Origin of the sequence: Saccharopolyspora sp. NPDC000359, assembly GCF_040300525.1 — a bacterium.
Taxonomy (GTDB): domain Bacteria; phylum Actinomycetota; class Actinomycetes; order Mycobacteriales; family Pseudonocardiaceae; genus Saccharopolyspora.
Window position 1 is genome coordinate 1 of record NZ_JBEPDU010000019.1, and the last position, 24,599, is coordinate 24,599.

The window sequence follows — 24,599 nt, forward strand, 5'->3', positions numbered from 1 at the left end:
CGGGACCGCGACGGCACCGCGCTGGGCGCGCAGGTCGGGGCCAGCGAGCGTACGTTGAGCCGCCTGTTCCGGGCCGAGATGCGGATGACCTTCCCGCAGTGGCGCACCCAGCTGCGGCTGTGCCACGCCCTGCGCCTGCTGGCCGACGGCGAGGCCGTCACCGCGGTGGCCCACCGCACCGGCTGGTCCTCGGCCAGCGCGTTCATCGAGGTGTTCCGCCGGACGTTCGGCCACACGCCGGGAAAGCAGCCCACCGGGAATCGGCCAGGAGTGTGACTGGCAAATGGCGGATGCCGGCTTGCCTGATCACACGGGAACACACCCGGTCGGCGGATCGACCACGACCACCGCAGCGGCGAATTGGCGCTGGTCAGCGACCACTCACACACCCGGAGCCGGGATGCGCGCATTTCGGTGACGACCGCCAGAAGGCGCAACTTCGCGTGTGCCGCGCATTTCGCCGCCTCGGGAAAAACGGGAAGTCACGTGGGAAAAACGCGTCGATGTTCGAGTAACGCGCAATCCTTGACCCCGGTTGAATCGCCCACTTATGGTCCAGACCACGGTTCGCACGGTTAAGCCGCGGTGAACCGGCGGTCGTCGGAGTGCCCCTCTCCCCTTCCTCGGCCAGGTTTTAACAGCGCCGCTACCAGGACGTTCGCCGTCGCTGGGCGCGGTCTCCCCCGAAGGAGCAGAGATGAACAGAAAGCCGAAGTTCGCCGCCGCCGCAGTCGGTGCAGCGATCGCGCCCTTCCTGGTGGCGATCCCGACCAGCACCGCCAGCGCGCACGGCTACATCGACTCCCCGCCCAGCCGCCAGGCGCAGTGCGCCGCGGGCACCGTCCCGTGCGGCCCGATCAAGTACGAGCCGCAGAGCGTCGAGGGCCCCAAGGGCCTGACCAGCTGCAGCGGCGGCAACGAGGCCTTCTCCGAGCTGGACGACGACGGCAAGGGCTGGGAGGTCACCCCGGTCGGCAACTCGGTGACGTTCAACTGGACTCTCACCGCGGCCCACGCCACCAGCACCTGGGAGTACTTCATCGGCGGCAACCGGGTCGCCGTGTTCGATGAGGGTGGCAAGCAGCCGCCGAACCAGCTGTCGCACAACGTGGACCTCAGCGGCGTCAGCGGCCCGCAGAAGGTGCTGGCGGTGTGGAACGTCGCCGACACCGCCAACGCCTTCTACGCCTGCGTCGACGTCAACGTCGGCGGCAAGTGACGGACCACTTCCGGTGATGGGCGGGCCCGCACTCCGATCTCGGAGGCGGGCCCGCCGCTTGTCACCACCCGCTCGGCGCGCCGAACCGGGCGTCCACCCTGGACGCGGTGAGCGCCACCGGCCGGTCCGGGCCCGGCAGGCCGAGCGAGTCGATCAGCCCGGAGTCCGCGCAGGACAGCAGTTCGGCGCTGCGCAGGGCCCACGGTTCGTGCTCGACCGGGATGTGCAGGGGGTGCCCGTGCCAGGTGCAGAACATCCGCCAGCGCGCGGTGGCGAACCGGGCGGCCTCGTCCGAGGCGGTGCGCGGCCCGCGCCGCACCCGCAGTTCCACGCCCTTCCCGCCACGCTCCACCCGGTAGCCGATCTCGCGCCCGCTGCGCACGCAGTCGACCTGGGCGAACCGGTACGGCAGACCGGCCACGGCACGCGCGACCCGCACGAAGGAGCGGTTCGACGCCTCCATGCTCAAAAACACCAGCCCCCGGCGGCCCCGGTCGTCGACGGCGTAGGTCCGGACGTTGACCTCGCTGAACTCTCGGAACTCCCGCGGGGTCGGCGCACCCAGCACCGACGTGACGTTCATCCGCAGGCCGATCAGCCCGATCCAGCCGGTACCGGCGAACACGTCGGGGCGGGTGCCGCGCGGCAGCACCGGCCGCAGCAGGGCGGGCTCGCACGGCCAGTGGGCGAACACCACGTCGCGCCAGACCTGGGCGGTCGTGGGCCAGCGGATGCGGTGCGGGGCGGTGAGCGTCAGTGGTTCGGTCATCCGCTCACCTCCAGCAGGGCGGCGTAGAGCGTCAAGCCCGGGCCGAAAGCCAGTGCCACCACGTGGCTTCCGGGTGGCATGCCGCTGCCGGTCAACTGCCGGAGCACCAGCAGCAACGTCGCCGAGGAGCAGTTCCCGTGCTCTGCCAGCACGTTCCGCGACTCCCGCAGCGCAGTCGCGGGCAGCCCCAAGGTCTCCTCCACGGTGTCGAGGATGCGCGGCCCGCCGGGGTGCACCGCCCAACCCGCGACGTCGCGCAGGCCCAGCCCGTTGCGGCCGAGCAGGTCGCCGACCACCGGGCCGAGGTGGCGGGCCAGCACGTCGGGCACCTGCGGCGAGAGCCCCATCCGGAAGCCGAGGTCGGTGATGTCCCACGTCATGTGGTCCAGCCCGCTGGTGTCGGTGAACGCCACCAGGTCGACCACCGCGAGCCCGGCCGCGCGCGGGTGCACCACCACCGCCACCGCCGCGTCGCCGAACAGCGCGTGCGAGACGATCTGCTGCGGGTCGGCGGTGGGCGGCTGGATGTGCAGCGAGGTCAGCTCCAAGCACAGCAGGACGGCGGGCTGGCCGCGCGCGGCGACGAAGTCGACCACGCCACCGAGCGCCGGGAGGGCCGCGTAGCAGCCCATGTGCCCGACGAACAGCCGCCGCAGGTCCGGGCGCAGGCCCAGCGAACCGGCGAGCTTGATGTCCAGGCCCGGCGTGCCGTAGCCGGTGCAGGAGGCGACGGTGAGCAGGCCGACCTCCCGCGGGTCGAGCCCGGCCGCGGTCAGCGCGGCGCGCACCGCGCGGTGCCCCAGGGGCGGCGCCTGTTCGTCGAAGCGGCGCATCCGGGCCGCTGTCGACCACCCGGAGAGGTCCTCCTCGACCGGGTTCACCACGGTGTGCCTGCGTTGCACCCCGACCGCCGAGAACAGCCGGCGCGCCAAGGCGCTGCCCCCGAAGTGCGCGGCGAAGAAGCCGTGCCACAGCTCGGTCTGCTCGGCGCTCTCCGGCAGCGCCGAGCCGAACCCGGTGATCGCCGGGGTCACCAGCGCGGTGCTTCGGTGTCGCGGTCGGGGTCGCCGCCGAGCGCGGCGACGCCGAGCCAGTCGGCGCAGACGTCGGAGGTCGCCGGTTGCAGCGCGCCGCAGCGGGCGTCGCGGTAGATGCGCTCCAGCGGGTGCCCGCGCCGGGTCGCGGAGGTGCCCGCTGCTTCCAGCACCGAGGAGGCCACCTGCGCGGCGGTGTCGCCCGCGACCAGCTTCGCCCGCCACACCCAGCGGTTCGTCTCCGGCTCGCCGGGTTCCAGCGCCACCCGCCGCGCGGCTTCCCGCACGACTGCTTCGGCCGCCGCCACCGCGGCGTCAGCTCGCCCCATCCGGTTGCGCACCGCCGGGAGGCCGTGCAGCCCGCGCTCGCGCAGGTGCGCGCTGCCCACGCGCAGCGCCGAGCGGGCGACTCCGACGTACACCGCGGCGTAGGACGCGACCAGCCACTGCGGCATCACCTGCGCGACCAGCAACGTCAGGCCCTCCAAGCCACCGAGCAGCGCCTCCGGACCGACGGCGACGTCGAAGTGCACGTCGTGGCTGCCGGTGGCGCGCATGCCCAGCGAATCCCAGGTCGGCTCGACCTGGACGCCCTCCCCCGCCGGGACCAGGAAGTACGACACCTGGGGTTCGGTGCCGTCGACGTCCTTGGCGGTGACCAGGTAGGCGTCGGCGTGCCCGGCGCCGGAGACGAACGCCTTGCGCCCGGTGATGCGGAACCCTCGGTCCCCGCGGCGGTACCCGGTGGTGGTGCGCGACAGCCGGGATCCGCTGCCGCGCTCGCTCATCGCCACCGCGTACAGCGCCCCGTCGGCGGCGTCGGACAGCATCCGGTCCCGCGCGTCGAAGCAGCTCTCCGGCGCACCGAGCTGGTGGAGCAGGTCATCGGGCGTGTTCGCGAGAGCTCCGGTCACCGAGGCGTGCATGTTGAAGATCAGCGCGGTGGCACCTGCCCCGGTGGCCAGTTCGGTCGCCACCGCCGCGTAGTCGGCGAACGAAGCACCCAAACCGCCCAGGTCCCGGGGAACCATGAGCCCGAGCAGCCCCCGGTCGCGCAGGTCGGTGAAGTCCTCGGCGGGGAAGGTGCCCCCGGCGTCGTAGTGCTCGGCTCGCGCGGCGATGCGCGGAACGAGGTCGCGCACCACCTCCTGCGCGGACGCAGCTGACAGCGACACCGGCTCTCACCCCTTCTTCCACCCGATGGCCTGGAACAGCACGGCGGTGGCGCGCGTCGGGACCATGCGGACGGCGTTGCGCCGTCCGGCCGTCCACGCCGCCAGGTCCCGCAGCGACGGCCGCAGCCCCCGCAGTGCCAGGTCGACACCGTGCCGGGCCGCCGCACCGGCCAGCACCCCGCGGTCGACCAGCAGGGCGGGGTCGTGCGCGCCACGCGGCGCGATGCCGGGCAGCCGCTCGGCGACACCGATGGCCAGCACCCGGCACAGCGCGGTAGCGGCCAGCGTGTCCAGCACGAGCAGACCGCCGGGCCGCAGGATCCGGCAGGCTTCGGCGACCGCGGCCCGCAGGTCCGCCACGTGCTCCAAAACCTGCCCCGCCACAACGCAATCCGCGCTGTCCGCCGCGAGCGGAACCGCCTGCACGTCCCCGACCAGCGGGAGCACGCCGTGCGCAGCGGCTTGGCGCAACGCGCTCTCCGACCGGTCCACGCCGATGTGCTGGTAACCCTTGTCCACCACGTGCGGTGCCAGCAGACCTGCCCCGCACCCCAGGTCGACCAGGACGGCGTCCGTCCGCGGAGCGGTGGGCACGAGTGCTGCGCGGGCGGCGGCGAGCCAGTGCAGCATCGCGAAGACGCCCCGCGGCTGCCACCACTGATCCGCGTAGGTCTCGTAGAGCTGCGGGTTGTCGCGCAGCGCGGTCCGTGTCCCGCCGCGTGCCATGCGCTCAAGGCTGGCACACTCGGCCGGGTGCGGCACTTCGCAACCGCCTCGGCGCTGCTGCGCGCCGCGCACCCCGTCCCCGCGCTGGCGGTCACCGCGATGACAGCCGGACTGGCCGCAGCGGTGGGCAGCGGAGCGCTCGGAATGCTCGGGGTGGTGGCCGCGGTGCTGTCCGGGCAGTTGTCCGTCGGTTGGCTCAACGACCTGGTCGACGCCGACCGCGATGCTCGGGTGGGGCGGGCTGGCAAGCCGGTGGCGACCGGCGCGGTGTCCCGGCGGGCGGTGCTCGTCGCGGTCGCCGCCTCGGCGCCGGTCGCAGTCCTGCTGTCGCTGCCGTTCGGTGTGGCGGCGACGGCGGCGCACCTGGTCGCGCTGGTGTCGGCCTGGGCGTACGACCTCGGGCTGAAGTCGACGGTGTTCTCGGCGCTGCCTTACACCGTCTCCTTCGGACTGCTGCCGGCGTTCGTGGCACTGGCCTCTGCCGTGGCGCCGCCGCCGTGGTTGGTGCTGGCCGCAGCGCTGCTGGGCTCCGCGGCGCACTTCGTCAACGTGCTGCCCGACATCGCCGACGACGCCGCCACCGGTGTGCGTGGCCTGCCGCACCGGCTCGGCGCGGTGCGGAGCACTGCGATCGCGGCGGTCCTGGTCCTGGCCACCGCTGCACTGCTCGCGCTGGGTCCGGTGGGTGCCTCCCCCGCTGGGCTGCTGCTGCTCGCGCTGGCGGTGGTGCTGCTCGGCACGGGGCTCGTGCTGGGCCGCCGCCCTGGTTCCCGGGCCGCTTTCCACGCCGTGCTGCTGGTCGCGCTGCTCGACGTGGTCGTCCTGCTGGGCAACGGGGTGCCGCCGAGTTGAGCGCTAGCCGCTCGGGACGGTTCCGGTGAAGGTGGCGAAGGCGATGATGTTGTCCCGGTAGCTGCGCGCGGTCGCGTCGAACGACCCGCCGCAGGTGATCAGCCGCAGCTGCGGGTCGGCGGTGTCGCCGTAGACCTCGTCGGCCGGGAAGCCGGTCTTCGGCTCCTGCGCCATGCGGTGCACCACGAACCGGGCGACCTGGCCGTCCTGGCGGCCGATCAGGACCTCGTCACCCGGGCGCAGCTCCCGCAGCCGCGCGAAGATGCCGTCCTGGCCGTCGCCGTTGACGTGCCCGAGCACCACGGCGGGCCCGACCGCGCCGGGCGTCGGGCTGTACTGGTACCACCCGGCCTGCATCGGTTCGTGCACCGACGGGGTCTCGATCGTGCGGTCGGGGTTGAGCCCCAGCGGGACCAGCGAAGACCGCGCGGCTATCCGGGGGACCTCGATCCACGTCGGCGGCGAGGGCGCCAGCGCGGTCGAGGCCTGCACCTGCTGGGGTGTGGTGGTGGCGCCGAGGTCCAGGGGCCGGTCCGCCGCCGAACACCCCGACAGCACCAGGGACAGCGCGGCTACCGCGAGGGCCGGGGCGGTCGCGCGACCGCCCCGGCTCCCCCGTGCGCGGGAGGGCACGTTCATCCCGGACGCCTCAGTTCGCGCCCGCACGCCGACGGCGCAGCACGACCGCAGCACCGCCACCGGCCACTGCCAGCGCGGCCGCCCCGCCGAACGCCGCGGCGCCGAACCCGGACTCCTCCGGGCCACCACCGGTTTCCGGCGCGCCGACCGGGCGCTCGGTGACCTGGGACAGCTTCTCCCGCTCCGGCGAGACCGGCTCCGCCCGCGGCGGCTCGACCGGTCGGCTCTGCTCCGCCCGCGGCGGCTCGGCCGGTCGGCTCTCCTCCGGCGCCGGCACCTGCTGCTCGGCCGCCGGGGCCGGGTACTTCACCTGCTCGTCGCCCGCCGGGACGGCCTGCGGCTCGTCGGCCCAGCCGACCGCGGCGGTCAGCGGCAGCGCGGTGGCCCCGAGCAGCGCGGCCGCGGCGACGGTACGCCCAAGCTTCATGTTGCGTCCTCTCGTCCTTGCGGTCCGGGAGTTCCGGACGAGGACCAGCATGCGGAGCGCTTTTCAAGATCCGGTGCAGCAGGTGTGAAGAACCTGTTTGGATTTGCGCACCGCAGCGCCAGTTGTGAAGAACCTGTTCAGATGCGCTGTCCGGCGCACCGCCGCGCACCGGCGGGGGCGATAATGCGCCGCGTGAGCGCACACGTGCTGGTCGCCGAGGACGACCCGAAGCAGGCCGAACTCATCCGGCGGTACCTGGAGCGCGACGACCACCGGGTGGTGGTGGTCGCCGACGGGCGGGCGGCGATCGACGAGGCGCGGCGGCGCAAGCCGGACCTGGTCGTGCTCGACGTGATGATGCCCAAGGTGGACGGACTGGACGTCTGCCGGGTCCTGCGCGCCGAGTCCGACGTGCCGATCGTGCTGCTGACCGCGCGGACCACCGAGGACGACGTGCTGCTCGGCCTGGACCTCGGGGCCGACGACTACATCACCAAGCCCTACAGCCCGCGCCAGCTCGCCGCGCGGGTGCGCGCGATCCTGCGGCGGGTGCGGCGCGTGCAGGACCGCGGCCACCAGCCGCTGCGCGTCGGTGACCTGGTGGTCGACCAGCAGCGGCACGAGGTCACGCTGGGCGGCACCGCGCTGGACTGCACACCCGCGGAGTTCCGGGTGCTGGCAGTGCTGGCCGCCGAACCCGGGCGGGCCTTCACCCGCGGGCAACTGCTCAGCCAGGCGTTCGGGATGGACAAGTTCATCACCGAGCGCACAGTGGACGTGCACGTGATGAACCTTCGCCGCAAGCTCGAACCGGATCCGCGCCGACCGGTCCGGCTGCTCACCGTCTACGGCGTCGGCTACAAGCTGCAGGACTGCCCCGATGGCGCGTAGGCACAGCCTGCTGGCGCGGCTGCTGGCCATGTCGGTGGTGGTGGCCGGGTGCTCGATCGGGGCGACCGCGTGGCTGGCCGCGCAAAGCACCAGCGGGGCGATCAACCAGGAGATCGGCGAGAGCCTGGCCACCGACGCCAAGATCTACGACGCGCTGCTCGGTTACGCCGCCAGCCACCCGCAGTGGTCCGGCGTGCAGGACGTGGTGACCGAGCTGTCCGGGCGCACCGGTCGACGCATCACGCTGACCACCCCGGCCCGGGCGCTGATCGCCGACTCCGGCGACCCGCGGGACACGCCGCTGCCGCGGACGCCGTCGGCCGTGGTCGACCCGCTCGCCGTCGACCCGGTGCTCAAGCCCGGGGACGCGATCGACCCGCGAGCCGTCGGTCCTTACCAGCTGACCACCGCCGAGCGCGCGAAGCTGGCCGCCGAAGCGGAGCGCCAGCTCTCCTGCGTCCGGCGCAGCGGCGCGGACGGCCGGATCGTCGAGCTGCCCAACGGCCGCTCGACGGTCGAGGTCGTCGAACCGCAGCAGGACGAGGAGCGCAAGCGGGCACGGCCGACCGAGGACCCCGACCGACCGAGGGCGGAACCCGCCCAGTCCCAGACGCCGGAGACGTCGGTCCCCGCGTCCCCGCCGCTGGAGTCCTGCGCGGCACCACCGGCGACCACCGAGACCGAGCGCGCGGCCAACACCGAGCTGCTGGAGCTGGCCAACGCCTGCCTGGCCAGGCAGGGCGCGGACCCGCTGCCCGTCGAAGCCGCCGAGACCACCTGGCCGAACGGGTTGCGCGCCGCGCCGGAGGACCAGCGGTGCGTGGACGCCGCACGCCGCGAGCAGCTCGGCGCGCACGTCTCGCCTGCCGCGCAGCTGTTCATCACCAGGGCGGGCGGCGACCAGGCGACCACCGATCTGTCCACTGTGGGCATCTGGCGGATCGCCTGGACGGCGCTAATGGTGCTGGTGCTCACCGTCGGCCTGACCGCGCTGGCCGCCAGCCGACTGGTCCGCCCGATCCACGCGATCACCGCGGCGGCCCGGCGGATGGGCGGTGGGGACCGCTCCGCGCGGGTGCGCACCCGCGCGCGCGGCGAGATCGGCGAGCTGGCCGCGGCGTTCAACGCGATGTCCGAGCAGGTCGAGCGCACCGAGCAGCAGCGCAAGACGATGGTCAGCGACGTCGCGCACGAGCTGCGCACCCCGCTGGTGAACGTGCGCGGCTGGCTGGAGGCGGCGCAGGACGGGGTGGCCACCCTGGACCAGCCGCTGGTGTCCTCGCTGCTGGAGGAAACCCTGCTGCTGCAGCACCTCGTCGACGACCTGCAGGACCTCGCCCTCGCCGACGCCGGGAAGCTGCGTGTCTACCCCGAGCCGGTGCACCTCGGCGCGCTGCTGGAGCACGTCGCCGCCGCGCACCGCGGCCGCGCCGAGGCGGGTGGTGTCGAGCTGGTCGCCACCGTCGAGGGTGATCCGGACCTGGCCGCCGACCCCACCCGGCTGCGCCAGGCGCTGGGCAACCTGGTGTCCAACGCGCTGCGCTACACGCCTGCGGGCGGGCGCGTGGTGCTGTGGGGGCGACGGGTGGCCGACGAGGTGCTCATCGACGTCAGCGACACCGGGGTCGGCATCGACGCCAGGGCGCTGCCGCACGTCTTCGACCGCTTCTGGCGCGCGGAGAAGTCGCGCGGCAGGCACGGTGGTGGCAGCGGGCTGGGCCTGGCGATCACGCACCACCTGGTGGACGTGCACGGCGGTAGCATCGAGGTGCGCAGCACGGTGGGCGTCGGCACCACGTTCACCATCCACCTCCCGGCGATGATGTCCATAGTGGACTTCGCCGAGCGGAGCAACGGGGACTAGCCCGAAGGGCGCAGCTGGTGCCGCATAGCACTTTTCGTCTACAGCTGTACCAACTTTTCGCTGTCGCCGCGTCGGGCCGCTCGGAGTGAAATGGTTCACACCATTTTCGTGCTGTTCCCGAAAGGCGGCTCGCTCATGACCGAGGAAGAACGGCGGATCCGTCGAGCCACGTTCCTCAAAGCCGGCCTGGCCACCGCGGTCACCCTCCCCGCGGTCGCCAGCGAGGTGGTGCGCGCACCCCGCGCCGCCGCCGGACCGCTGACCCCCACCCCGATGTGCGACGACGGGGACGACCCGACGCCCCCGCAGATGGAGGGCCCGTACTTCAAGCCGAACTCACCGGAGCGCAGCGACCTGCGCGGTGACATGCCCGGCACGGCGCTGACCATCACCGGCGTCGTCTACAGCCGCTCGTGCACCCCGCTGGACCGGGTCCTGCTGGACTTCTGGCAGGCCGACAACGCTGGCAACTACGACAACATCGGCTACCGCGGGCGCGGCCACCAGTTCACCTCCGCCGACGGCCGCTTCCAGCTCGACACGATCGTGCCCGGCCTCTACCCGGGCCGCACCCGGCACGTCCACGTCAAGCTCCAGGCCCCGAACCAGCCGATCCTGACCACCCAGCTGTACTTCCCGGGCGAGCCCGGCAACGACTGGGACGCGATCTTCGACCCCGCGCTGCTGATGGACGTCCAGGGTTCCAACGCCACGTTCGACTTCGTCCTCGACCTGCCGTGACCGAGGGCGAACCGGGATCGCCACCCCGGCAGCGGACTGTCCGCACCCGCCAGTCGCGCTGAGCCAAGGACGTGGCGTCGCCAGGCACCCCCGATCCGTTCCCCGGTCGGGGGTGCCCCCGCGCGCTCGCAGCCGCCCGCTCGTGACGTGAGTTCCCGCAGCAGCGCGAAGCCCTCGTCTGTCCTGTTCGGACGGACGAGGGCCTCGGCGCGCGTGGACCGCTGTCAGCAGCAGCCGGGGGCGCAGGGCTCCCCGTTGGCGGTGCAACCCGCCGCCGGGAGCTCCGAGAGCTTGCGGGGCCTCGCACCGTCGGTGTGCTCGGCGACCAGTTCCACGATCAGCTTCGCGAACCGCGGGTCCGGCCCGGCGGTGCCCGCGCGGGCGAAGCCCATGCCCAGCTCCGCGGCCTTGTCCTTGGCCTCGTTGTCCAGGTCCCAGATAACCTCGAGGTGGTCGGAGACGAAGCCGATCGGGCTGACCACCACCGCCTGGACGCCCTTGCCGTGCAGGTCCTCCAGGTGGTCGCAGACGTCCGGCTCCAACCACGGCACCTGCGGCGGCCCGGAACGGGACTGCCACACCACGTCGTAGCCGTCCACGCCGACCGCCTCGGCCACCAACCGGGCGGCTTCGGCGACCTGGCGGGAGTACCAACGCGGCTGGCCGTCCGGGCCCGGCTGGTCGTCGGCCCGCAGCGGCACGGAGTGCGCGGTGAACACCAGCCGCGCCTGCTCCCGCTGCGCCGGGTCCAGCTCCTCGAACGCCCGGCGCACCGCGTCCGCGTTCGCCTCGACGAACAGCGGGTGGTCGAAGAACTGCCGCAGCTTCACCAGTTCCGGCGCCCGCTCACCGACCGCTTCGCGGGCCCGGGCGATGTCCTCGTGGTACTGCTTGCAGCCCGAGTACCCGCCCCACGCCGAGGTGGCGAACACCAGTGCGCGGCGCACCCCGTCGTCGGCCATCTTCCCGACGGTGTCCTCCACCATCGGGTGCCAGTTGCGGTTGCCGAAGTAGACCGGCAGCTCACGGCCCTGCGCGGCCAGCTCGGCCTCCAGCGCGGCGATGATCTCGTGGTTGAGCCGGTTGATCGGCGACACCCCGCCGAAGTGGTGGTAGTGCTCGGCGACCTCGTCGAGGCGTTCCGGCGGAACTCCCCTGCCTCTGGTCACGTTCTCCAGGAACGGCCGGACCTCCTCCGGTCCCTCCGGTCCTCCGAACGACAGGAACAGCAACGCGTCAAAGCTCACCGGTCCATGATGGCTGCGCCTGCCCGGTCACGCGCAGCCGGGGCCACCGGCTGCGCGCGGGACCACACCTCAGACGCCCAGCGCGTGCACGCCACCGTCGACCATGATCATCGAACCGGTGGTCTTGGGCAGCCAGTCCGACAGCACCGCGCAGATCGACTTGGCCACCGGAGTCGGGTCGTCGACGTCCCAGGGCAACGGCGATCGGTCGCTCCACCCGGCCTCCACCAGGTCGGTGAAGCCCGGGATCGACTTGGCCGCCATGGTCCGCACCGGACCGGCCGCGACCAGGTTGACCCGGACGCCCTTCGGACCGAGTTCGCGCGCCAGGTAGCGGGTGGTGGACTCCAGGGCCGCCTTCGCCACGCCCATCCAGTCGTAGGACGGCCACGCGACGCGCGCGTCGAAGTCCATCCCGACGATCGAGGCACCCTCGCCCAGCAGCGGCAGCGTCGCGGTGGCCAGCGACTTCATCGAGAACGCCGAGACCTCCAGCGCGGTGGACACGTCCTCCCACGGCGCGTCCAGGAAGCCGCCGCCCAGGCACGACCCCGGGGCGAAGCCGATGGAGTGCAGCACGCCGTCGAGGCCGTCGACGTGCTCGCGGACCCGCTCGGCCAGGCTGTCCAGGTGCTCGGTGTTGGTCACGTCGAGCTCGATCACCGGCGCGGGCTTGGGCAGCCGGTTGGCGATGCGCTCGACCAGGCTCATCCGGCCGAACCCGGTGAGCACCACCTCGGCACCCTGCTCCTGGGCGACCTTGGCGGCGTGGAACGCGATCGACGCGTCGGTGATCACGCCGGTGATCAGGATCCGCTTGCCTTCGAGCAAACCGCTCACGTGAAAATCCTCCGCTTGCTTTCTCCACCAGGTGCCGAGCTGCCTGGTCTTGTTCCTGGGAGCGGCGCGTCCGCTCAGCTGCCCGGCCCGCCGCGAGGGGCGGGCGCTGGGACAGGTCGTGCTCAGTGGCCCATCCCGAGGCCGCCGTCGACCGGGATCACCGCGCCGGTGATGTAGGCGGCCGCATCGGAGGCCAGCCACTGCACGGTGCCCGCGACCTCCTCCGGGGCGGCGAACCGGGACAGCGGGATCTGCCCGAAGATCTCCTTCTTGCGCTCCTCGGACAGCGCGTCGGTCATGTCCGTGGTGACGAAACCGGGGGCGACCACGTTCGCGGTGATGCTGCGCGAGCCCAGCTCGCGGGCGATCGAGCGGGCCAGACCGACCAGGCCCGCCTTGCTCGCCGCGTAGTTGGCCTGCCCGGCACCGCCGGAGAGCCCGACCACCGACGAGATGAAGATCATCCGGCCCCGGCGGTTGCGCAGCATGCTGCTGGCCGCGCGCTTGGCCACCCGGTAGGACCCGGCCAGGTTCGCGTCGATGACCCGGCCGAACTGCTCCTCGCTCATCCGCAGCAGCAGAGTGTCGTCGGTGATGCCGGCGTTGGCCACCAGCACCTCGACCCGGCCGTGCGCGGCCTCGACCTCGTCGAAGGCCGCCGCGACCTGCTCCGGGTCGGTGACGTCGCACTGCACCCCGAGCAACCCGTCCGGTGCGCCCGATCCGCGGTGCGTGACCGCGACCTTGTCCCCGGCGGCCTGGAAGGCCTTCGCGATGGCCAATCCGATGCCGCGGTTGCCGCCGGTCACCAGTACGGACCGTGCCACTGTGGATCTCCCCTCAAGGTGGTGCCGCTTCGGTTCAGCCGCGACATTATCCGTTCGATGTTGACCACCGCTCGTCGCCTCCATACAGAAATCGGGGCACCGTGTCGTGGTGCGCCTACAGCGCCGATGGCGGGCAGACTGCGCTGTGCGGCCGATCACCCCCACCGATCCGGGAGGCGCTCCGATGCACCATCCGCCCGCTGACCTCGTCACCGAGCTGCGCGCCGCGCTGTCCGGACCGGCGCGGTTCGACCCCGGCACCCGCGCGCTCTACTCGACCGACGCCTCCAACTACCGCCAGGTGCCGACCGGGGTGGTCTTCCCGCGCGACGAGGACGACGTGGCCGCCACCGTCGACATCGCGCGGCGCCACGGGGTGCCGATCACCACGCGCGGCGCGGGCACCAGCATCGCGGGCAACGCGATCGGCACCGGGCTCGTCCTGGACTTCGCCCGCCACCTGAACCGGATCGTCGACATCGACCCCGAGCGGCGGCTGGCCCGCGTGCAGCCCGGGGTGGTGCTGGACTCGCTGCGCTCCGCGGTGGCCGGGCACGGGCTGACCTTCGGCCCCGACCCCTCCACGCACAGCCGCTGCACGCTCGGCGGGATGATCGGCAACAACTCCTGCGGGACGCACTCGGTGGCCTGGGGCAAGACCGTCGACAACGTGCACTCGCTGGACGTGCTGCTCTCCGACGGGACCCGGCTCGAGGTCGGCGCGACCCCACCCGAGCAGCTGGCCGAGCTGTGCGCGCGCGGCGACCGCGTCGGGCGCCTGCACCAGGACCTGCGGGCGCTGCGCGACGACGTGGCCGACCTGGTCCGCCGCACCTTCCCCGACCTCGCGCGCCGGGTCTCGGGTTACAACCTCGACCAGCTGCTCCCGGAGAACGGCTTCCATCTGGCACGAGCGCTGGTCGGCACCGAGGGCAGCTGCGCGGTGGTGCTGGGCGCGACCGTCGAGCTGGTCCCCTCGCCCCCGGCGCGGGCCCTGACCGTGCTCGGGTTCCCCGACACCTACGCCGCCGCCGACGAAGTGCCCCGACTGCGCGGGTTGGGAGCGCTGGCCATCGAGGGGCTCAGCGCCGAACTGGTCGACGTGGTGCGGCTGCGCAACCCCGCCTCCCCCGCGCTGCCGCTGCTGCCCGGCGGGCGCAGCTGGCTGCTGGTGGAGAGCGGCGGCGCGGACCGCGGCGAGGCCGAAGCCGCGGCCGAGGCCATCATCCGGGCGATGGGTGAGCGCGCCGAGAGCGTCGTGCACACCGATCCGGCGCGGCTCGCCGCGCTGTGGAAGATCCGCGAGGAGGGTTCCGGCTACTCGACCCGGATGGCCGGGTCGGAGCGCTGGTCGGGCTGGGAGGACGCCGCCGTCCCGCCCGAGCAGCTGGGCTCCTACCTGCGGGAGTTCGACGCTCTGCTGGCCCGGTTCGGCCGCCGCGGCGTGACTTACGGCCACTACGGCGACGGGTGCATCCACGTCCGCATCGACTTCGACCTGCTGTCCCGCCCCGGCACCGCGGAGTACCGCTCGTTCCTGGAGGCCGCGGCGGACCTGGTGGTGGCGCACGGCGGCTCGGTCTCCGGTGAGCACGGCGACGGCCAAGCCCGTTCCGCGCTGCTGAGCCGGATGTACCCGCCGGAGGTGATCCGGGCGTTCGAGCGGTTCAAGGCGGCCTTCGACCCGCACGAGCTGCTCAACCCCGGGCAGATCGTCCACCCGCGACCGGTCGACGCCGACGTGCGCCCGCTGGTCGCCCCCGCGCGAATCCCGACGCGCACGGCGCTGGCGCTGCACGCCGACTCCGGCGACCTGGCCGCCGCGACCCGCCGCTGCGTCGGCATGGGCAAGTGCCTGAACACCACGGGTGGGGTGATGTGCCCGAGCTACCGGGTGACCCGCGAGGAGCAGCACTCCACCCGGGGCCGGGCCCACCTACTGTTCGAGATGCTGGCCGGGCGCGTCATCCGGGGTGGCTGGCGCTCCCCGGAGGTCCGCGAGGCACTGGACCTGTGCCTGTCCTGCAAGGGCTGCAAGTCCGACTGCCCGGTCGACGTCGACATGGCCAGCTACAAGGCGGAGTTCCTGCACCAGCACTACCGGCACCGGCTGCGCCCGGCCGCGCACTACTCGATGGGCTTCCTCCCGCTGTGGCTCAAGCTCGGGCAGCACGCCCCGCAGCTGGTCAACCGGGTGCTGTCCGGACCGCTGGCACCGGCGCTCAAGCGGCTCGGCGGGATCGACCAGCGCCGGGCGGTGCCCCAGCTCGCCCCGCAGGCACTACAGGCGTGGTGGTCCGGGCGCGCCCAGCGCGACGACTCCACCGCGCAGGTGGTGCTCTTCCCCGACACCTTCACCAACCACTTCGACCCGCACATCGGCCGCGACGCCGTCGCCGCGCTCGAAGCCCTCGGCCAGGCCGTGCACATCCCCCGCCAACCGCTCTGCTGCGGGCTGACCTGGCACTCCACCGGCCAGCTCGGCACCGCCCGCCGCGTGGTCCGCCGCACCGCCCGCGCGCTACGCCCGCTGCTGGACCGGGGCCTGCCGGTGGTCGGCCTGGAACCCAGCTGCACCGCGTTCCTGCGCCACGACGCGCTGGAGCTCGCCCCGGACGACCTCGACGTCGCCGCCCTGGCCGCGGCGACCCGCACCTTCGCGGAGTGGGTGGAACCGACCCGCGACCAGTGGCAGCAACCCGCCCACGACCGCCAGGCGCTGGTGCAGGTCCACTGCCACCAGCACGCCGACCTCGGGTTCACCGCCGACCAGGCCACGTTGGACGCCACCGGTACCAACGCCCGGGTGCTCGACGCCGGGTGCTGCGGGCTCGCGGGCAACTTCGGCTTCGAGCGCGGCCATCACGAGGTCTCGATCGCCTGCGCCGAGCAGGGCCTGCTCCCGGCCGTGCGCGCCGCCGAACCCGGCACCGACGTCATCGCCGACGGCTTCAGCTGCCGCACCCAGCTGCGCCAGACCGCCGGGATCGAACCCCTCCACCTGGCCACGCTGGTCGCCCGTACCCTCGACCGGACCCGGCGGTGAGCGAACCGACAACCGCCGACGGAATGCCGGGGCGGCGCACCGCGTTGTCCCGGTACCCAACCTCAGGAGGAACGCAGATGGCAACGGTCGAGCTCACCAAGGACAACTTCGAGGAGGTCGTCACCGACGACAGCTTCGTGATCATCGACTTCTGGGCGTCCTGGTGCGGCCCGTGCCGGCAGTTCGCCCCGGTCTTCGAGCGCAGCTCCGACAAGCACGAGGACATCGTCTTCGCCAAGGTCGACACCGAGGCCCAGCCGGAGCTGGCCGGTGCGTTCAACGTCCAGTCCATCCCGACGCTGGCCGTCATCCGGGACAACGTGCTGGTCTTCCAGCAGGCGGGCGCGCTGCCGGAGAACGTCTTCGAGGACCTGGTCGGCCAGGCCCGCGGCCTGGACATGGACGAGGTTCGCCAGAGCGTCAGCGAGTGAGCCGAGGCCGTCCACCACGCGGTCGTGAGCGCTGATGGTCGCAAGAACCACCATCGCCGCTCACGACTCCCGCGGACGGCACACCCTCAGAACCCCGGCTCGAACATCTCCCCCGTCGCGGCGTGCAGCACGCCCGGCAACGCGCTGACCTCCTCGACCAGTGCCGAGACCGGGGCCTTGCCCTTCAACCGCAGCACCACCATCGCGGTGCGCTGCTGCTCGTCGTCGGTGTCCTCGCGCTCCACCTCGAGGTCCACCACCGTCCAGCCGCGACTGGTGCACAGGGTCATGACGCTGCGCAGCACCCCGTGGCCGTCGAGGTAGCCGACCCGGAGCACCTGCGGCTCCCGCAACGACTTGCGCAGCAGGCGCAGCAACCGCGGGTAGCCCACCACCACCAGGAAGTGCACCGCCGTGGTCGCCGCGGCCAGCACCACCAGGCCGCTGCCGCAGGCCATCCCCACCGCGGCGACCACCCACACGGTGGCCGCCGTGGTCAGCCCGCGCACCGCGTCGCGGCGCACGAAGATCAGCCCACCGCCGATGAACCCGATGCCGGAGATGATCTGCGCGGCCACCCGGGACGGGTCGAACGAAACCCGGTCGAACACCAGCAGGTCGCCGAAGCCGTACTTGGACACCAGCATGAACAGCGCCGCACCGACCCCCACCAGGGCGTGCGTGCGCAACCCGGCGCTTTTGGCGCGGATCTCCCGCTCCAACCCGATCAGGCTGGAGAGCAGCAGCGCCGTCCCCAGCTCGACCAGCAGCGGCATCTCGGCGAGCCCGGTCACCACCGCATCCGACGACACCCCTGGAACCTAACACCGCCGGGGCCGGGTCACGATCGCCGCGGCCGCCGCGCCAGGTAGACCACCGCGGGCGGCAGGTTGCGCCACACCGTCCGGCTGACCACCGTCTCCTCGAACTCCGCGCGCAGGTCCGCGAGCTGCCTACGCGCCGGGGGCGCCCACCGCGTCCAGGTGTAGGCGAACTGCGTGAACGCCCCACCCGGTGCCAGCGACTCCGCGACCAGCCGGACCAGCGGGACCCCGTCGACTGCCACGTGCGCCGCCCAGGGCAGCCCGCTCACCACGACATCGGCCCGCAGCCCGCGCTCGCGCAGCAGCACCGGGAGCTCGCGGGCGTCGGCGCACACCGAGTCCACAGCGGGGAACCGCTCCCCCAGCTGCGCGGCCCACCGCGAGTTGAGCTCCAGCGCCAGGTGGCGCCCGCGCCCGCCGAGGCGGCGCTGGAGCACCTCCGTGAAGGCGCCGGTGCCGGGTCCGAGCTCGACCACCACCGGATCACCGCGGTGCGGGACCGGCGCCACCACCTGCTCGGCGAGCGCCCGCGAGCTGGGCCCCACCGCGGCGGTCGTGGTCGGCGCCTTGACGAACTCCCACAGGAAACCCGCTGCCGTGCTCAGCCGTGCCACTCCTGATCGCCTCCCGACCCCGCGTGCCCGGCCGAGCATCGCGGAACCGGTCGGCACCCGAGGTGCGATCAGGTGACCACCGGCGCAACACGGCACCAACAGTTGCTCACGGCAGCCGCCGCCCGGTGAACATCGAGACGCCGGAAGCGACGATCGCGGTGAGCGTGCCCAGCACCAACCACGGCTTGCTGGCGTCGGTGTGCTTGGTCTCGTAGCCGATCTGCTCGCCCAGCGTGGCGTAGACCTCGCGGAGCTGCTCGGCGCTGGCCGCCTTGTGGAACTCCCCGCCGGAGAGCTTGGCGATCTCCTGCATGGCCTCGTCGTCGACCTCGACCAACTCCTGCTGGCCCTGGATCTCGATGCTGCCGTGCCGGGTGCCGAAGGAGATGGTGGAGATCGGGACGCCGGCCTGCCGCGCCTCCTTCGCCTTGGTGTAGGCGCCGCGCGGGGCGTCCATGTCGCGCGGGATCGTCTGGCCGCCGTCGGCCATCAGCACGATCCGCGCGGGCGGCGCCCCGGCCGGACCGCCGACCATCTTGCCGAAGGAGTCGATCGCCTGCATGGAGGCGTTGATCCCGTCGCCGGTGGCGGTGGCCTCGGCCAGCTTGAGGCTGTCGATGGCCTGCTTGACACCCGCCCGGTCGGTCGTGGGCATCACCAGCACGGTCGCGGTACCCGCGAACGACACCACCCCGAGGTTGATGCCCGGGGTGAGGTTGTCCGCGAACTCCTTGGCGGCGACCTTCGCCGCCTCCAACCGGCTCGGCTCGACGTCCTTGGCCTTCATCGACAGCGAGACGTCGATGGTCAGCATCACGGTGGCCCGGTTGCGCGGGATGCGCTGCTCCGCGGTGGGGCCCATCAGCGCCACCGTGAGCATGATCAGCGCCACCCCGAGCAGCGCCGGGGGCACGTGCTTCCACCAGCCCTGCTGCCGGGCGGCGACCCGGTCCAGCACCTCCAGGTTGCTGAACCGCATCGTGTCCCGGCGACGGCGCCGCATCGCCCACAGGTAGCCCGCGACCAGCGCCGCGACCACGAACAGCAGCAGGAACCACCACGGCGTGGCGAATCCCGACAAACTCAACATCAAGCAGCTCCTCCGGACCAACCGCGCTTGCGGGCCACCACGAACCGCACGACGTCGGCGATCCAGTCCGAATCCGTCCGCAACACCAGGTGCGCGCAGCCCGCGCGCCGCAGCACCGCCGCGACCTCCTCGCGGTGCGCCGCGGCAGCCGCGGCGAACTCCTTGCGCAGCACCGGGGTGGTGTGCACCTCCCGCTGCTTGCCGGTCTCCGGGTCCGACAGCAGCACCGTGCCCACGTCGGGCAGCTCCAGGTCCCGCGGGTCCAGCACCTCCACGGCCAGCAGCGAGTGCCGGGCACCCAGGCCCCGCAACGCGCGCTGCCAGTCCGTCGGGCCCAGGAAGTCCGAGACCACCACCGCGAGCCCGCGGCGCCGCGGCGGGCGGCGCAGGGACTCCAGCAGCTGGGTGAGGTCACCGCGGGTGCCCTCCTCGGCGCGCGGGCTCCCGGCGACCTTGCGCAGCAGCGCCCGCGCGTGCGCCGCGCCGCCGCGCGCCGGGAGCCGCACCGGGCCGGTGCCGTTGTCCAGCACCGCGCCGATGCGGTTGCCGCCGCCGCTGGTCAGGTGCACCACCGCGGCCAGCGCCGCGATGGCCAGCTCCCGCTTGTCACAGGCCGCCGAACCGAAGTCCAGGCTCGGGGAGAGGTCCATCGCCACCCAGGTCTCCAGCTCCCGGTCGGCGACGGTCTGCCGGATGTGCGGCTCGGCGGTGCGGGCGGTGACCGCCCAGTCCATCCGCCGGACGTCGTCGCCGGGCTGGTAGACCCGCGCCTCCCCCGGTTCGGTGCCCGGACCGGGCACCAGCCCCAGGTGGTTGCCCTGCAGCAGACCGTCCAACCGGCCCCGCACGCTCAGCTCCAGCGACTTCAGTGCCGCTTCCATCCGCCCGGTTTCCAGCGCCGGGGGCGCCCAGCTCGGGCGGTCCCCACCCGTGGGTTGAGCGGTTGCCGACACGCCCTGGCTCCTCACTGGTGCGGGTTCGGCGCGTGCGGCGGCTGGCCGTAGCCACCAGGACCGCCGACCGGGGCGGGCGCGGGCGGGCCGGACTGCGGGCGGGCCGAGACCTGCGGCAGCGGCACGGTCTGCAGCACCCGGTTGACGATGTGCTCCACGGGGATGCCGTCGGCCAGCGCGTCGTAGGACAGCACCAACCGGTGCCGCAGCACGTCCGGCACCACGTCCACCACGTCCTGCGGCAGGACGTAGTCGCGGCCGCGCACCAGCGCCAGGGCCCGCGCGGCGGCGATGATGCCGAGGCTCGCGCGCGGCGAGGCGCCGTAGGACACCCAGCCCGCGATGTCGGAGAGCCCGTGCTCGTTGGGCAGCCGGGTGGCCACCACCAGGCGCACCACGTAGTCGACCAGCGCGTGGTGCACGAACACCGAGGCGGCCACCTTCTGCAGCCGGATCAGCTCGTCCGGGTTGAGCACCGGGTTGGGCTCCGGGGCGGCCACGCCCATCCGGTAGATGATCTCCCGCTCCTCCTCCGCGGAGGGGTACTCGACCGGGAGCTTGAACAGGAAGCGGTCGCGCTGCGCCTCCGGCAGCGGGTAGACCCCTTCGTTCTCGATCGGGTTCTGGGTGGCCAGCACCAGGAAGGGGGCGGGCATCGGGAAGCTCTGGCCGCCGATGGAGACGTGCCGCTCGGCCATCACCTCCAGCAGTGCCGACTGGACCTTCGCCGGAGCACGGTTGATCTCGTCGGCCAGCACGAAGTTGGCCAGCACCGGGCCGAGCTCGACGTCGAAGCGCTCGCTGCCCTGCCGGTAGATGCGGGTGCCGAGGATGTCCGCGGGCACCAGGTCGGGGGTGAACTGCAGGCGCGAGAAGCTGCCGCCGACGACCCGCGCGAAGGTCTCCACCGCGAGGGTCTTGGCCACGCCGGGCACGCCTTCCAGCAGGATGTGCCCCTTGGCCAGCAGCCCGGTCAGCACCCGCTCCACGAGCCGGTCCTGGCCGACGATCACCCGCTTGACCTCGAACACGGTGCGTTCCAGCAGCTGCGCGTCACGCGCCGGGGTGCTCACCTGGTCCGCCGGACGCGCCGCCGCGGCTCCGGCGCCCCCGCTCTCACCGTTGCCGGCCTCGGTCACTTCTCCCAGCCTCCTGTCGTCGATCCGGCCGTTCCCGGCCGATCAAGATCCTGGCACGCCCCCGCCGCGCGACCGCGCGGGGGCACTGCGCCCACCCCACCCAACCCCACAGCCGGTATGGCCCCGGTAAAGCGACCGACCGGCGGATTGATTTCACTCCACACTGAACTCATCGATCTCGTTGATGTACCAGGTGTGCCGCCTCCGGTCCCCGGGTAGCGGGCAGCTCACCTGGCGCGGGCCTCCCGGAGGTCCTCCGGGGTGTCCACATCGGATGCTTCGGACTCGACCGCCGGGACGTGCACCGGGGCGAGCGGGGCCAGGACCGCGCGGAGCGGGCGGTCGCGGACCTCGGCGGGCATGGCCTCCCGCAGCGCGGCCACGCGCCACACCCCCACCAGCCACTGCGGACGGTTGTCGGAGTCGGTGAGCACCGCCCCGGCAGAACTCGTGCGCAGTGCGGCGAGCAGCCGGGCGGTCGTGGCCGGGGTCAGGTGCGGGTGGTCCCCGGCGAGCACCGCGACGACGCGGGTTTCCGCCGGGAGCAGCGCGAGTCCTGCCTTGAGCCCGGCGAGCGGGCCGCCGTCCGGCGGGTCCTCCGCGGTCCAGCGCACCGGTCGAGCCGTTGCGCGCGGCGGCCCGACCACGACCAGCGGATCGGCGGCGGCGACCGCGTCCAGGGTGCGGTCCAGCAGGGTCCGGCCACCGACCGGCAGGAGGACCTTGTCGACCCCGCCCAGCCGACGCGCCCGACCACCGGCCAGCACCACAGCCGCGAATTCCGCCACACCGCGATGCTTCCAGCCGCCCGCACCGCCGCACCACCCGGGCCGGGGAACCGCTGGCCAGGTCGGCCACCCCGGTCCGCACCGCCGAAGAGGGCTCGGTAGGACCGCCAACGGTTCCCGGCCGGGTCAGAGCACGCGGACCGCGTACGGGGCGATGCCGCCGTAGCGGACCGAGGTCACCCGGACCTGGGAACCCGAGTACGGGGCCTCCACCATGCGGCCGCCGCCCAGGTAGAGCGCGACGTGGTGGACCCGGCCGCCGGTCTGCCAGAACAGCATGTCGCCGCGGCGCATCTGCGACAGCGGCACCCGCCGCCCGGACTGGTACTGGTAGCCGCTGTAGTGGTCGAGCGAGACGCCCGCACCGGCGAAGGCGTAGATCATCAGCCCCGAGCAGTCGAAGCCGACCTTGGCGTAGTCGCCGTAGGAGTCGGCCACTCCCCCGTCGCGGATGCCCCGGGTCGGCCCGCGCGAGTTGCCGCCGCCCCAGGCGTACTGCACGCCCAGCTGGGACAGCGCCCGGTTGACCACCACCTCGACCGACCGGCCGCTGGCCGGGGCGGTGGGCCTGGCCGGGGCCGAGGAGCTCGTCGACTGCGCCGCGGCCGCTGCGGCGGCGGCTTCTTCGCGTTCCTTGGCCGCCAGCCAGTCCTGGTACTGGCCGCGCTGCTGCTCCAGGCCGGACACGTGCGACCGCGCTTCGGCCAGCTGCGCCTCGACCCGGGCCTGGTCGGCCTCCAACTGCCGGGCCTGACCGGCTTGGGTGGCCTGGGCGGCCACAGCCGCCTGCTCGGCCCGCTCGGCCGCGCGGCGCGCCTCGTCGGCGGCCCGCCGCTTGGCCTCGGCCTCCTCGAGCGCCGCGCGGGCCAGCGAGTCCTTGTTGACCTTCTCCACCCGGGCGCGTTCCAGGTCGTCCAGGACGTCGAGCTCGGACCTGCTGATCACGTCCAGGAACAGCGCCCGGTCGAGCACGTCCTGCGGGTCCCGGGAGCCGACGAACGCCGTCGCCGAGCCGATCTGGCTGCCCTGCCGGTAGCTGCCCGCCACGAACCGGTCCAGCCGCTGCCGGTGCTGCTCGATGCGCTGACCGGCGACGTTGGCCTCGACCCCGGCCGCCTCCGCGGTCCGGCGGGCCTCGGCGTAGGCGCCCTCCGCGCGCTTGAGGTCGACGCGCGCCTTGTTCGCGTCCTCCATCGAGACCTCTACCCGCGCCTGCAGGTCGATCAGCTCGGCCTCCGCCTCGGCCAGCCGGTTCGCCAGCTCCCCGACCCGCCCGGCCGCCTGCTGCGACTGCTGCCGACCGGCCTGGAGCTCGGCGTCGCTGGGGTTCGGCGGTGGTGGCGGCACGGCCAGGCCCAGCCCTGGTGTCGCCAACCCGAGGGCGACGAGCATCGCGAGGGCGCCGGTTCCACGCACGCTTCGACTTCTCGGCACGACCGTCACCTCCGCTGTTGCACCCATTCAGCGGTCATTCGTTGGGCTGAATGGAGTCACACGACGGCCTAGAACCTTGCCACTCGCGTCCCTACCACACCACTGGGAACAAGCACGACATGCGCAACATCAACCACACGGGTTACATGAAATCCCAACCGGTGGAATCGAAGGATGATCAGCTCGGGTGAAGCCCGCTCAGGACCAGGTGGTCGGGTCGCCCCAGGTGCGCAGCGGGCGGGGCGGTTCGGTGAGCGGGGCCGAGACCAGCTCGGGCAGCACCTCGACCAGGGGCTCGCGCAGCACCGCGGCGGCCAGCTCGTCGTAGGGCGTGGGCTCGGCGTTGCAGATGACCAGCTCGGCACCGGCCTTGACGGCCAGTTCGGCAAGCCCCGCCGCCGGGTGGACCGTCAGCGAGGTGCCCGCCGCGACGAACAGGTCGCAGTCCAGCGCGGCGCGCTGCGCGGCCCGGACCACTTCGGGGTCCAGGGACTGCCCGAAGGAGACGGTGGCCGACTTGAGAATGCCGCCGCAGGACCGGCAGGGCGGGTCGACTTCCCCGGCGGCGACCCGCTCCAGCGCCGCGCGCATCGGGCCGACCGCGCCGCAGCCCAGGCACACCACCTGAAAGATCGTGCCGTGCAGCTCCACCACCCGGTCGGGGTCCAGACCGGCGCGCTGGTGCAGCTCGTCGATGTTCTGCGTCAGCAGCGCGCGGAGCCGCCCGGAGCGGTCCAAGTCGACGAACGCGCGGTGCGCGGCGTTGGGCTCAGCGGTCCAGGCCGGGTGCTCGGCGCGGCCGCGCCAGGCCTGCTCGCGCACCTGCGGGTCGGCCACGTAGCTGTCGATGTCGCTGAGGCGCTGGGCCGCCGGGTTCTTCGTCCACACCCCGTTGGGGCCGCGGAAGTCGGGGATGCCGGACGCCGTGGACACCCCAGCCCCGGTCAGGGCGGTGACCCGGCGTGCCCCGCCGAACAGCTCTCGGGCCCGCTGCTGGTCGCCCACGCTTCCTCGCACCACGCCTACACG

The 24,599-nt window shown here is 73.1% G+C and carries 25 protein-coding genes; 8 read left to right on the top strand and 17 right to left on the bottom strand.

The window, feature by feature from the left end; translation table 11 throughout:
* Together ABT324_RS14485 and ABT324_RS14490 are read left to right on the top strand one after the other, a co-directional pair.
* The coding region (locus ABT324_RS14485; protein ID WP_351176294.1) for a helix-turn-helix transcriptional regulator at window positions 1–276 on the top strand (276 nt) is incomplete at its 5' end.
* A gap of 421 nt (window positions 277–697) precedes the next feature.
* A complete protein-coding gene (locus ABT324_RS14490) occupies window positions 698–1,219 on the top strand; it encodes a lytic polysaccharide monooxygenase auxiliary activity family 9 protein (protein WP_351176296.1) in 522 nt (173 codons plus the stop codon).
* A gap of 61 nt (window positions 1,220–1,280) precedes the next feature.
* On the opposite strand, the gene ABT324_RS14495 is transcribed toward ABT324_RS14490, so the two are convergent.
* Genes ABT324_RS14495 through ABT324_RS14510 form a run of 4 tightly spaced genes read right to left on the bottom strand, consistent with a single transcriptional unit; the run spans window position 1,281 to window position 4,923 of the window.
* Window positions 1,281–1,988 carry a YqjF family protein gene (locus ABT324_RS14495; protein WP_351176298.1) on the bottom strand — a complete coding sequence of 236 codons (708 nt, stop codon included), beginning with the start codon at window positions 1,986–1,988 and terminating at the stop codon, window positions 1,281–1,283.
* On the bottom strand, window positions 1,985–3,025 hold the full coding sequence (locus tag ABT324_RS14500) for a type III polyketide synthase (protein WP_351176537.1): 1,041 nt from the start codon (window positions 3,023–3,025) through the stop codon (window positions 1,985–1,987). Before ABT324_RS14500 ends, ABT324_RS14495 begins: the two co-directional genes overlap by 4 nt.
* On the bottom strand, window positions 3,019–4,197 hold the full coding sequence (locus ABT324_RS14505) for an acyl-CoA dehydrogenase family protein (protein ID WP_351176300.1): 1,179 nt from the start codon (window positions 4,195–4,197) through the stop codon (window positions 3,019–3,021). The genes ABT324_RS14500 and ABT324_RS14505 overlap by 7 nt, the downstream gene beginning before the upstream one ends.
* Window positions 4,198–4,203: 6 nt before the next feature.
* Window positions 4,204–4,923, bottom strand: a complete 720-nt coding sequence (locus ABT324_RS14510) for a methyltransferase domain-containing protein (RefSeq protein ID WP_351176302.1) — start codon at window positions 4,921–4,923, stop codon at window positions 4,204–4,206.
* 27 nt (window positions 4,924–4,950) lie between these two features.
* Here ABT324_RS14510 and ABT324_RS14515 point away from each other — a divergent pair, with 27 nt between their 5' ends.
* Window positions 4,951–5,775: a UbiA family prenyltransferase gene (locus tag ABT324_RS14515; protein ID WP_351176304.1), complete on the top strand. Its 825-nt coding sequence runs from the start codon at window positions 4,951–4,953 to the stop codon at window positions 5,773–5,775.
* Between the two features lie 3 nt (window positions 5,776–5,778).
* Here the strand turns inward: ABT324_RS14515 and ABT324_RS14520 are convergent, their stop codons facing one another.
* Together ABT324_RS14520 and ABT324_RS14525 are read right to left on the bottom strand one after the other, a co-directional pair.
* Window positions 5,779–6,414: a class F sortase gene (locus tag ABT324_RS14520; protein ID WP_351176306.1), complete on the bottom strand. Its 636-nt coding sequence runs from the start codon at window positions 6,412–6,414 to the stop codon at window positions 5,779–5,781.
* 10 nt (window positions 6,415–6,424) lie between these two features.
* A complete protein-coding gene (locus tag ABT324_RS14525) occupies window positions 6,425–6,841 on the bottom strand; it encodes a hypothetical protein (RefSeq protein WP_351176307.1) in 417 nt (138 codons plus the stop codon).
* Window positions 6,842–7,033: 192 nt separating this feature from the next.
* On the opposite strand from ABT324_RS14525, the gene ABT324_RS14530 reads away from it, so the two are divergent.
* The 3 genes from ABT324_RS14530 to ABT324_RS14540 all read left to right on the top strand — a co-directional run bounded on the left by ABT324_RS14530 (window position 7,034) and on the right by ABT324_RS14540 (window position 10,337).
* Window positions 7,034–7,732, top strand: a complete 699-nt coding sequence (locus ABT324_RS14530) for a response regulator (RefSeq protein ID WP_351176309.1) — start codon at window positions 7,034–7,036, stop codon at window positions 7,730–7,732.
* Window positions 7,722–9,596 (top strand): ATP-binding protein, encoded by a 1,875-nt coding sequence (locus ABT324_RS14535; RefSeq protein WP_351176311.1) that lies wholly within the window; start codon window positions 7,722–7,724, stop codon window positions 9,594–9,596. The genes ABT324_RS14530 and ABT324_RS14535 overlap by 11 nt, the downstream gene beginning before the upstream one ends.
* 135 nt (window positions 9,597–9,731) lie before the next feature.
* On the top strand, window positions 9,732–10,337 hold the full coding sequence (locus ABT324_RS14540; protein WP_351176313.1) for a dioxygenase family protein: 606 nt from the start codon (window positions 9,732–9,734) through the stop codon (window positions 10,335–10,337).
* A gap of 224 nt (window positions 10,338–10,561) precedes the next feature.
* Here ABT324_RS14540 and ABT324_RS14545 read toward each other — a convergent pair whose 3' ends face one another.
* From ABT324_RS14545 to fabG, 3 genes are all read right to left on the bottom strand, one after another.
* A complete protein-coding gene (locus ABT324_RS14545; protein WP_351176315.1) occupies window positions 10,562–11,584 on the bottom strand; it encodes a ferrochelatase in 1,023 nt (340 codons plus the stop codon).
* A gap of 69 nt (window positions 11,585–11,653) precedes the next feature.
* Entirely contained in the window at window positions 11,654–12,424 is a 771-nt protein-coding gene (fabI, locus tag ABT324_RS14550; RefSeq protein WP_351176316.1) for an enoyl-ACP reductase FabI, read from the bottom strand.
* Between the two features lie 122 nt (window positions 12,425–12,546).
* On the bottom strand, window positions 12,547–13,251 hold the full coding sequence (gene fabG / locus ABT324_RS14555; RefSeq protein WP_351176318.1) for a 3-oxoacyl-ACP reductase FabG: 705 nt from the start codon (window positions 13,249–13,251) through the stop codon (window positions 12,547–12,549).
* A gap of 184 nt (window positions 13,252–13,435) precedes the next feature.
* Here fabG and ABT324_RS14560 point away from each other — a divergent pair, with 184 nt between their 5' ends.
* On the top strand, window positions 13,436–16,297 hold the full coding sequence (locus tag ABT324_RS14560) for an FAD-binding and (Fe-S)-binding domain-containing protein (RefSeq protein ID WP_351176320.1): 2,862 nt from the start codon (window positions 13,436–13,438) through the stop codon (window positions 16,295–16,297).
* A gap of 77 nt (window positions 16,298–16,374) precedes the next feature.
* Complete coding sequence (gene trxA / locus ABT324_RS14565) at window positions 16,375–16,728, top strand: thioredoxin (RefSeq protein WP_351176322.1); 354 nt, start codon at window positions 16,375–16,377, stop codon at window positions 16,726–16,728.
* A gap of 86 nt (window positions 16,729–16,814) precedes the next feature.
* Here the strand turns inward: trxA and ABT324_RS14570 are convergent, their stop codons facing one another.
* The 8 genes from ABT324_RS14570 to ABT324_RS14605 form a co-directional block, all read right to left on the bottom strand.
* Window positions 16,815–17,504, bottom strand: coding sequence for an MgtC/SapB family protein (locus ABT324_RS14570; protein ID WP_351176539.1), 690 nt, complete (start codon window positions 17,502–17,504; stop codon window positions 16,815–16,817).
* Between the two features lie 65 nt (window positions 17,505–17,569).
* Entirely contained in the window at window positions 17,570–18,166 is a 597-nt protein-coding gene (locus ABT324_RS14575; protein ID WP_351176324.1) for a class I SAM-dependent methyltransferase, read from the bottom strand.
* A 106-nt stretch (window positions 18,167–18,272) separates the two neighbouring features.
* A complete protein-coding gene (locus ABT324_RS14580) occupies window positions 18,273–19,253 on the bottom strand; it encodes a VWA domain-containing protein (RefSeq protein ID WP_351176542.1) in 981 nt (326 codons plus the stop codon).
* Between the two features lie 2 nt (window positions 19,254–19,255).
* Window positions 19,256–20,137: a DUF58 domain-containing protein gene (locus tag ABT324_RS14585; RefSeq protein ID WP_351176545.1), complete on the bottom strand. Its 882-nt coding sequence runs from the start codon at window positions 20,135–20,137 to the stop codon at window positions 19,256–19,258.
* Between the two features lie 83 nt (window positions 20,138–20,220).
* Window positions 20,221–21,348: an AAA family ATPase gene (locus tag ABT324_RS14590; protein ID WP_502949740.1), complete on the bottom strand. Its 1,128-nt coding sequence runs from the start codon at window positions 21,346–21,348 to the stop codon at window positions 20,221–20,223.
* 227 nt (window positions 21,349–21,575) lie between these two features.
* Window positions 21,576–22,136 carry a molybdenum cofactor guanylyltransferase gene (mobA, locus tag ABT324_RS14595; protein ID WP_351176326.1) on the bottom strand — a complete coding sequence of 187 codons (561 nt, stop codon included), beginning with the start codon at window positions 22,134–22,136 and terminating at the stop codon, window positions 21,576–21,578.
* 126 nt (window positions 22,137–22,262) lie between these two features.
* Complete coding sequence (locus ABT324_RS14600; RefSeq protein ID WP_351176328.1) at window positions 22,263–23,552, bottom strand: NlpC/P60 family protein; 1,290 nt, start codon at window positions 23,550–23,552, stop codon at window positions 22,263–22,265.
* A gap of 216 nt (window positions 23,553–23,768) precedes the next feature.
* A complete protein-coding gene (locus tag ABT324_RS14605) occupies window positions 23,769–24,590 on the bottom strand; it encodes an SIR2 family NAD-dependent protein deacylase (protein ID WP_351176330.1) in 822 nt (273 codons plus the stop codon).
* Between the last annotated feature and the right edge of the window lie 9 nt (window positions 24,591–24,599).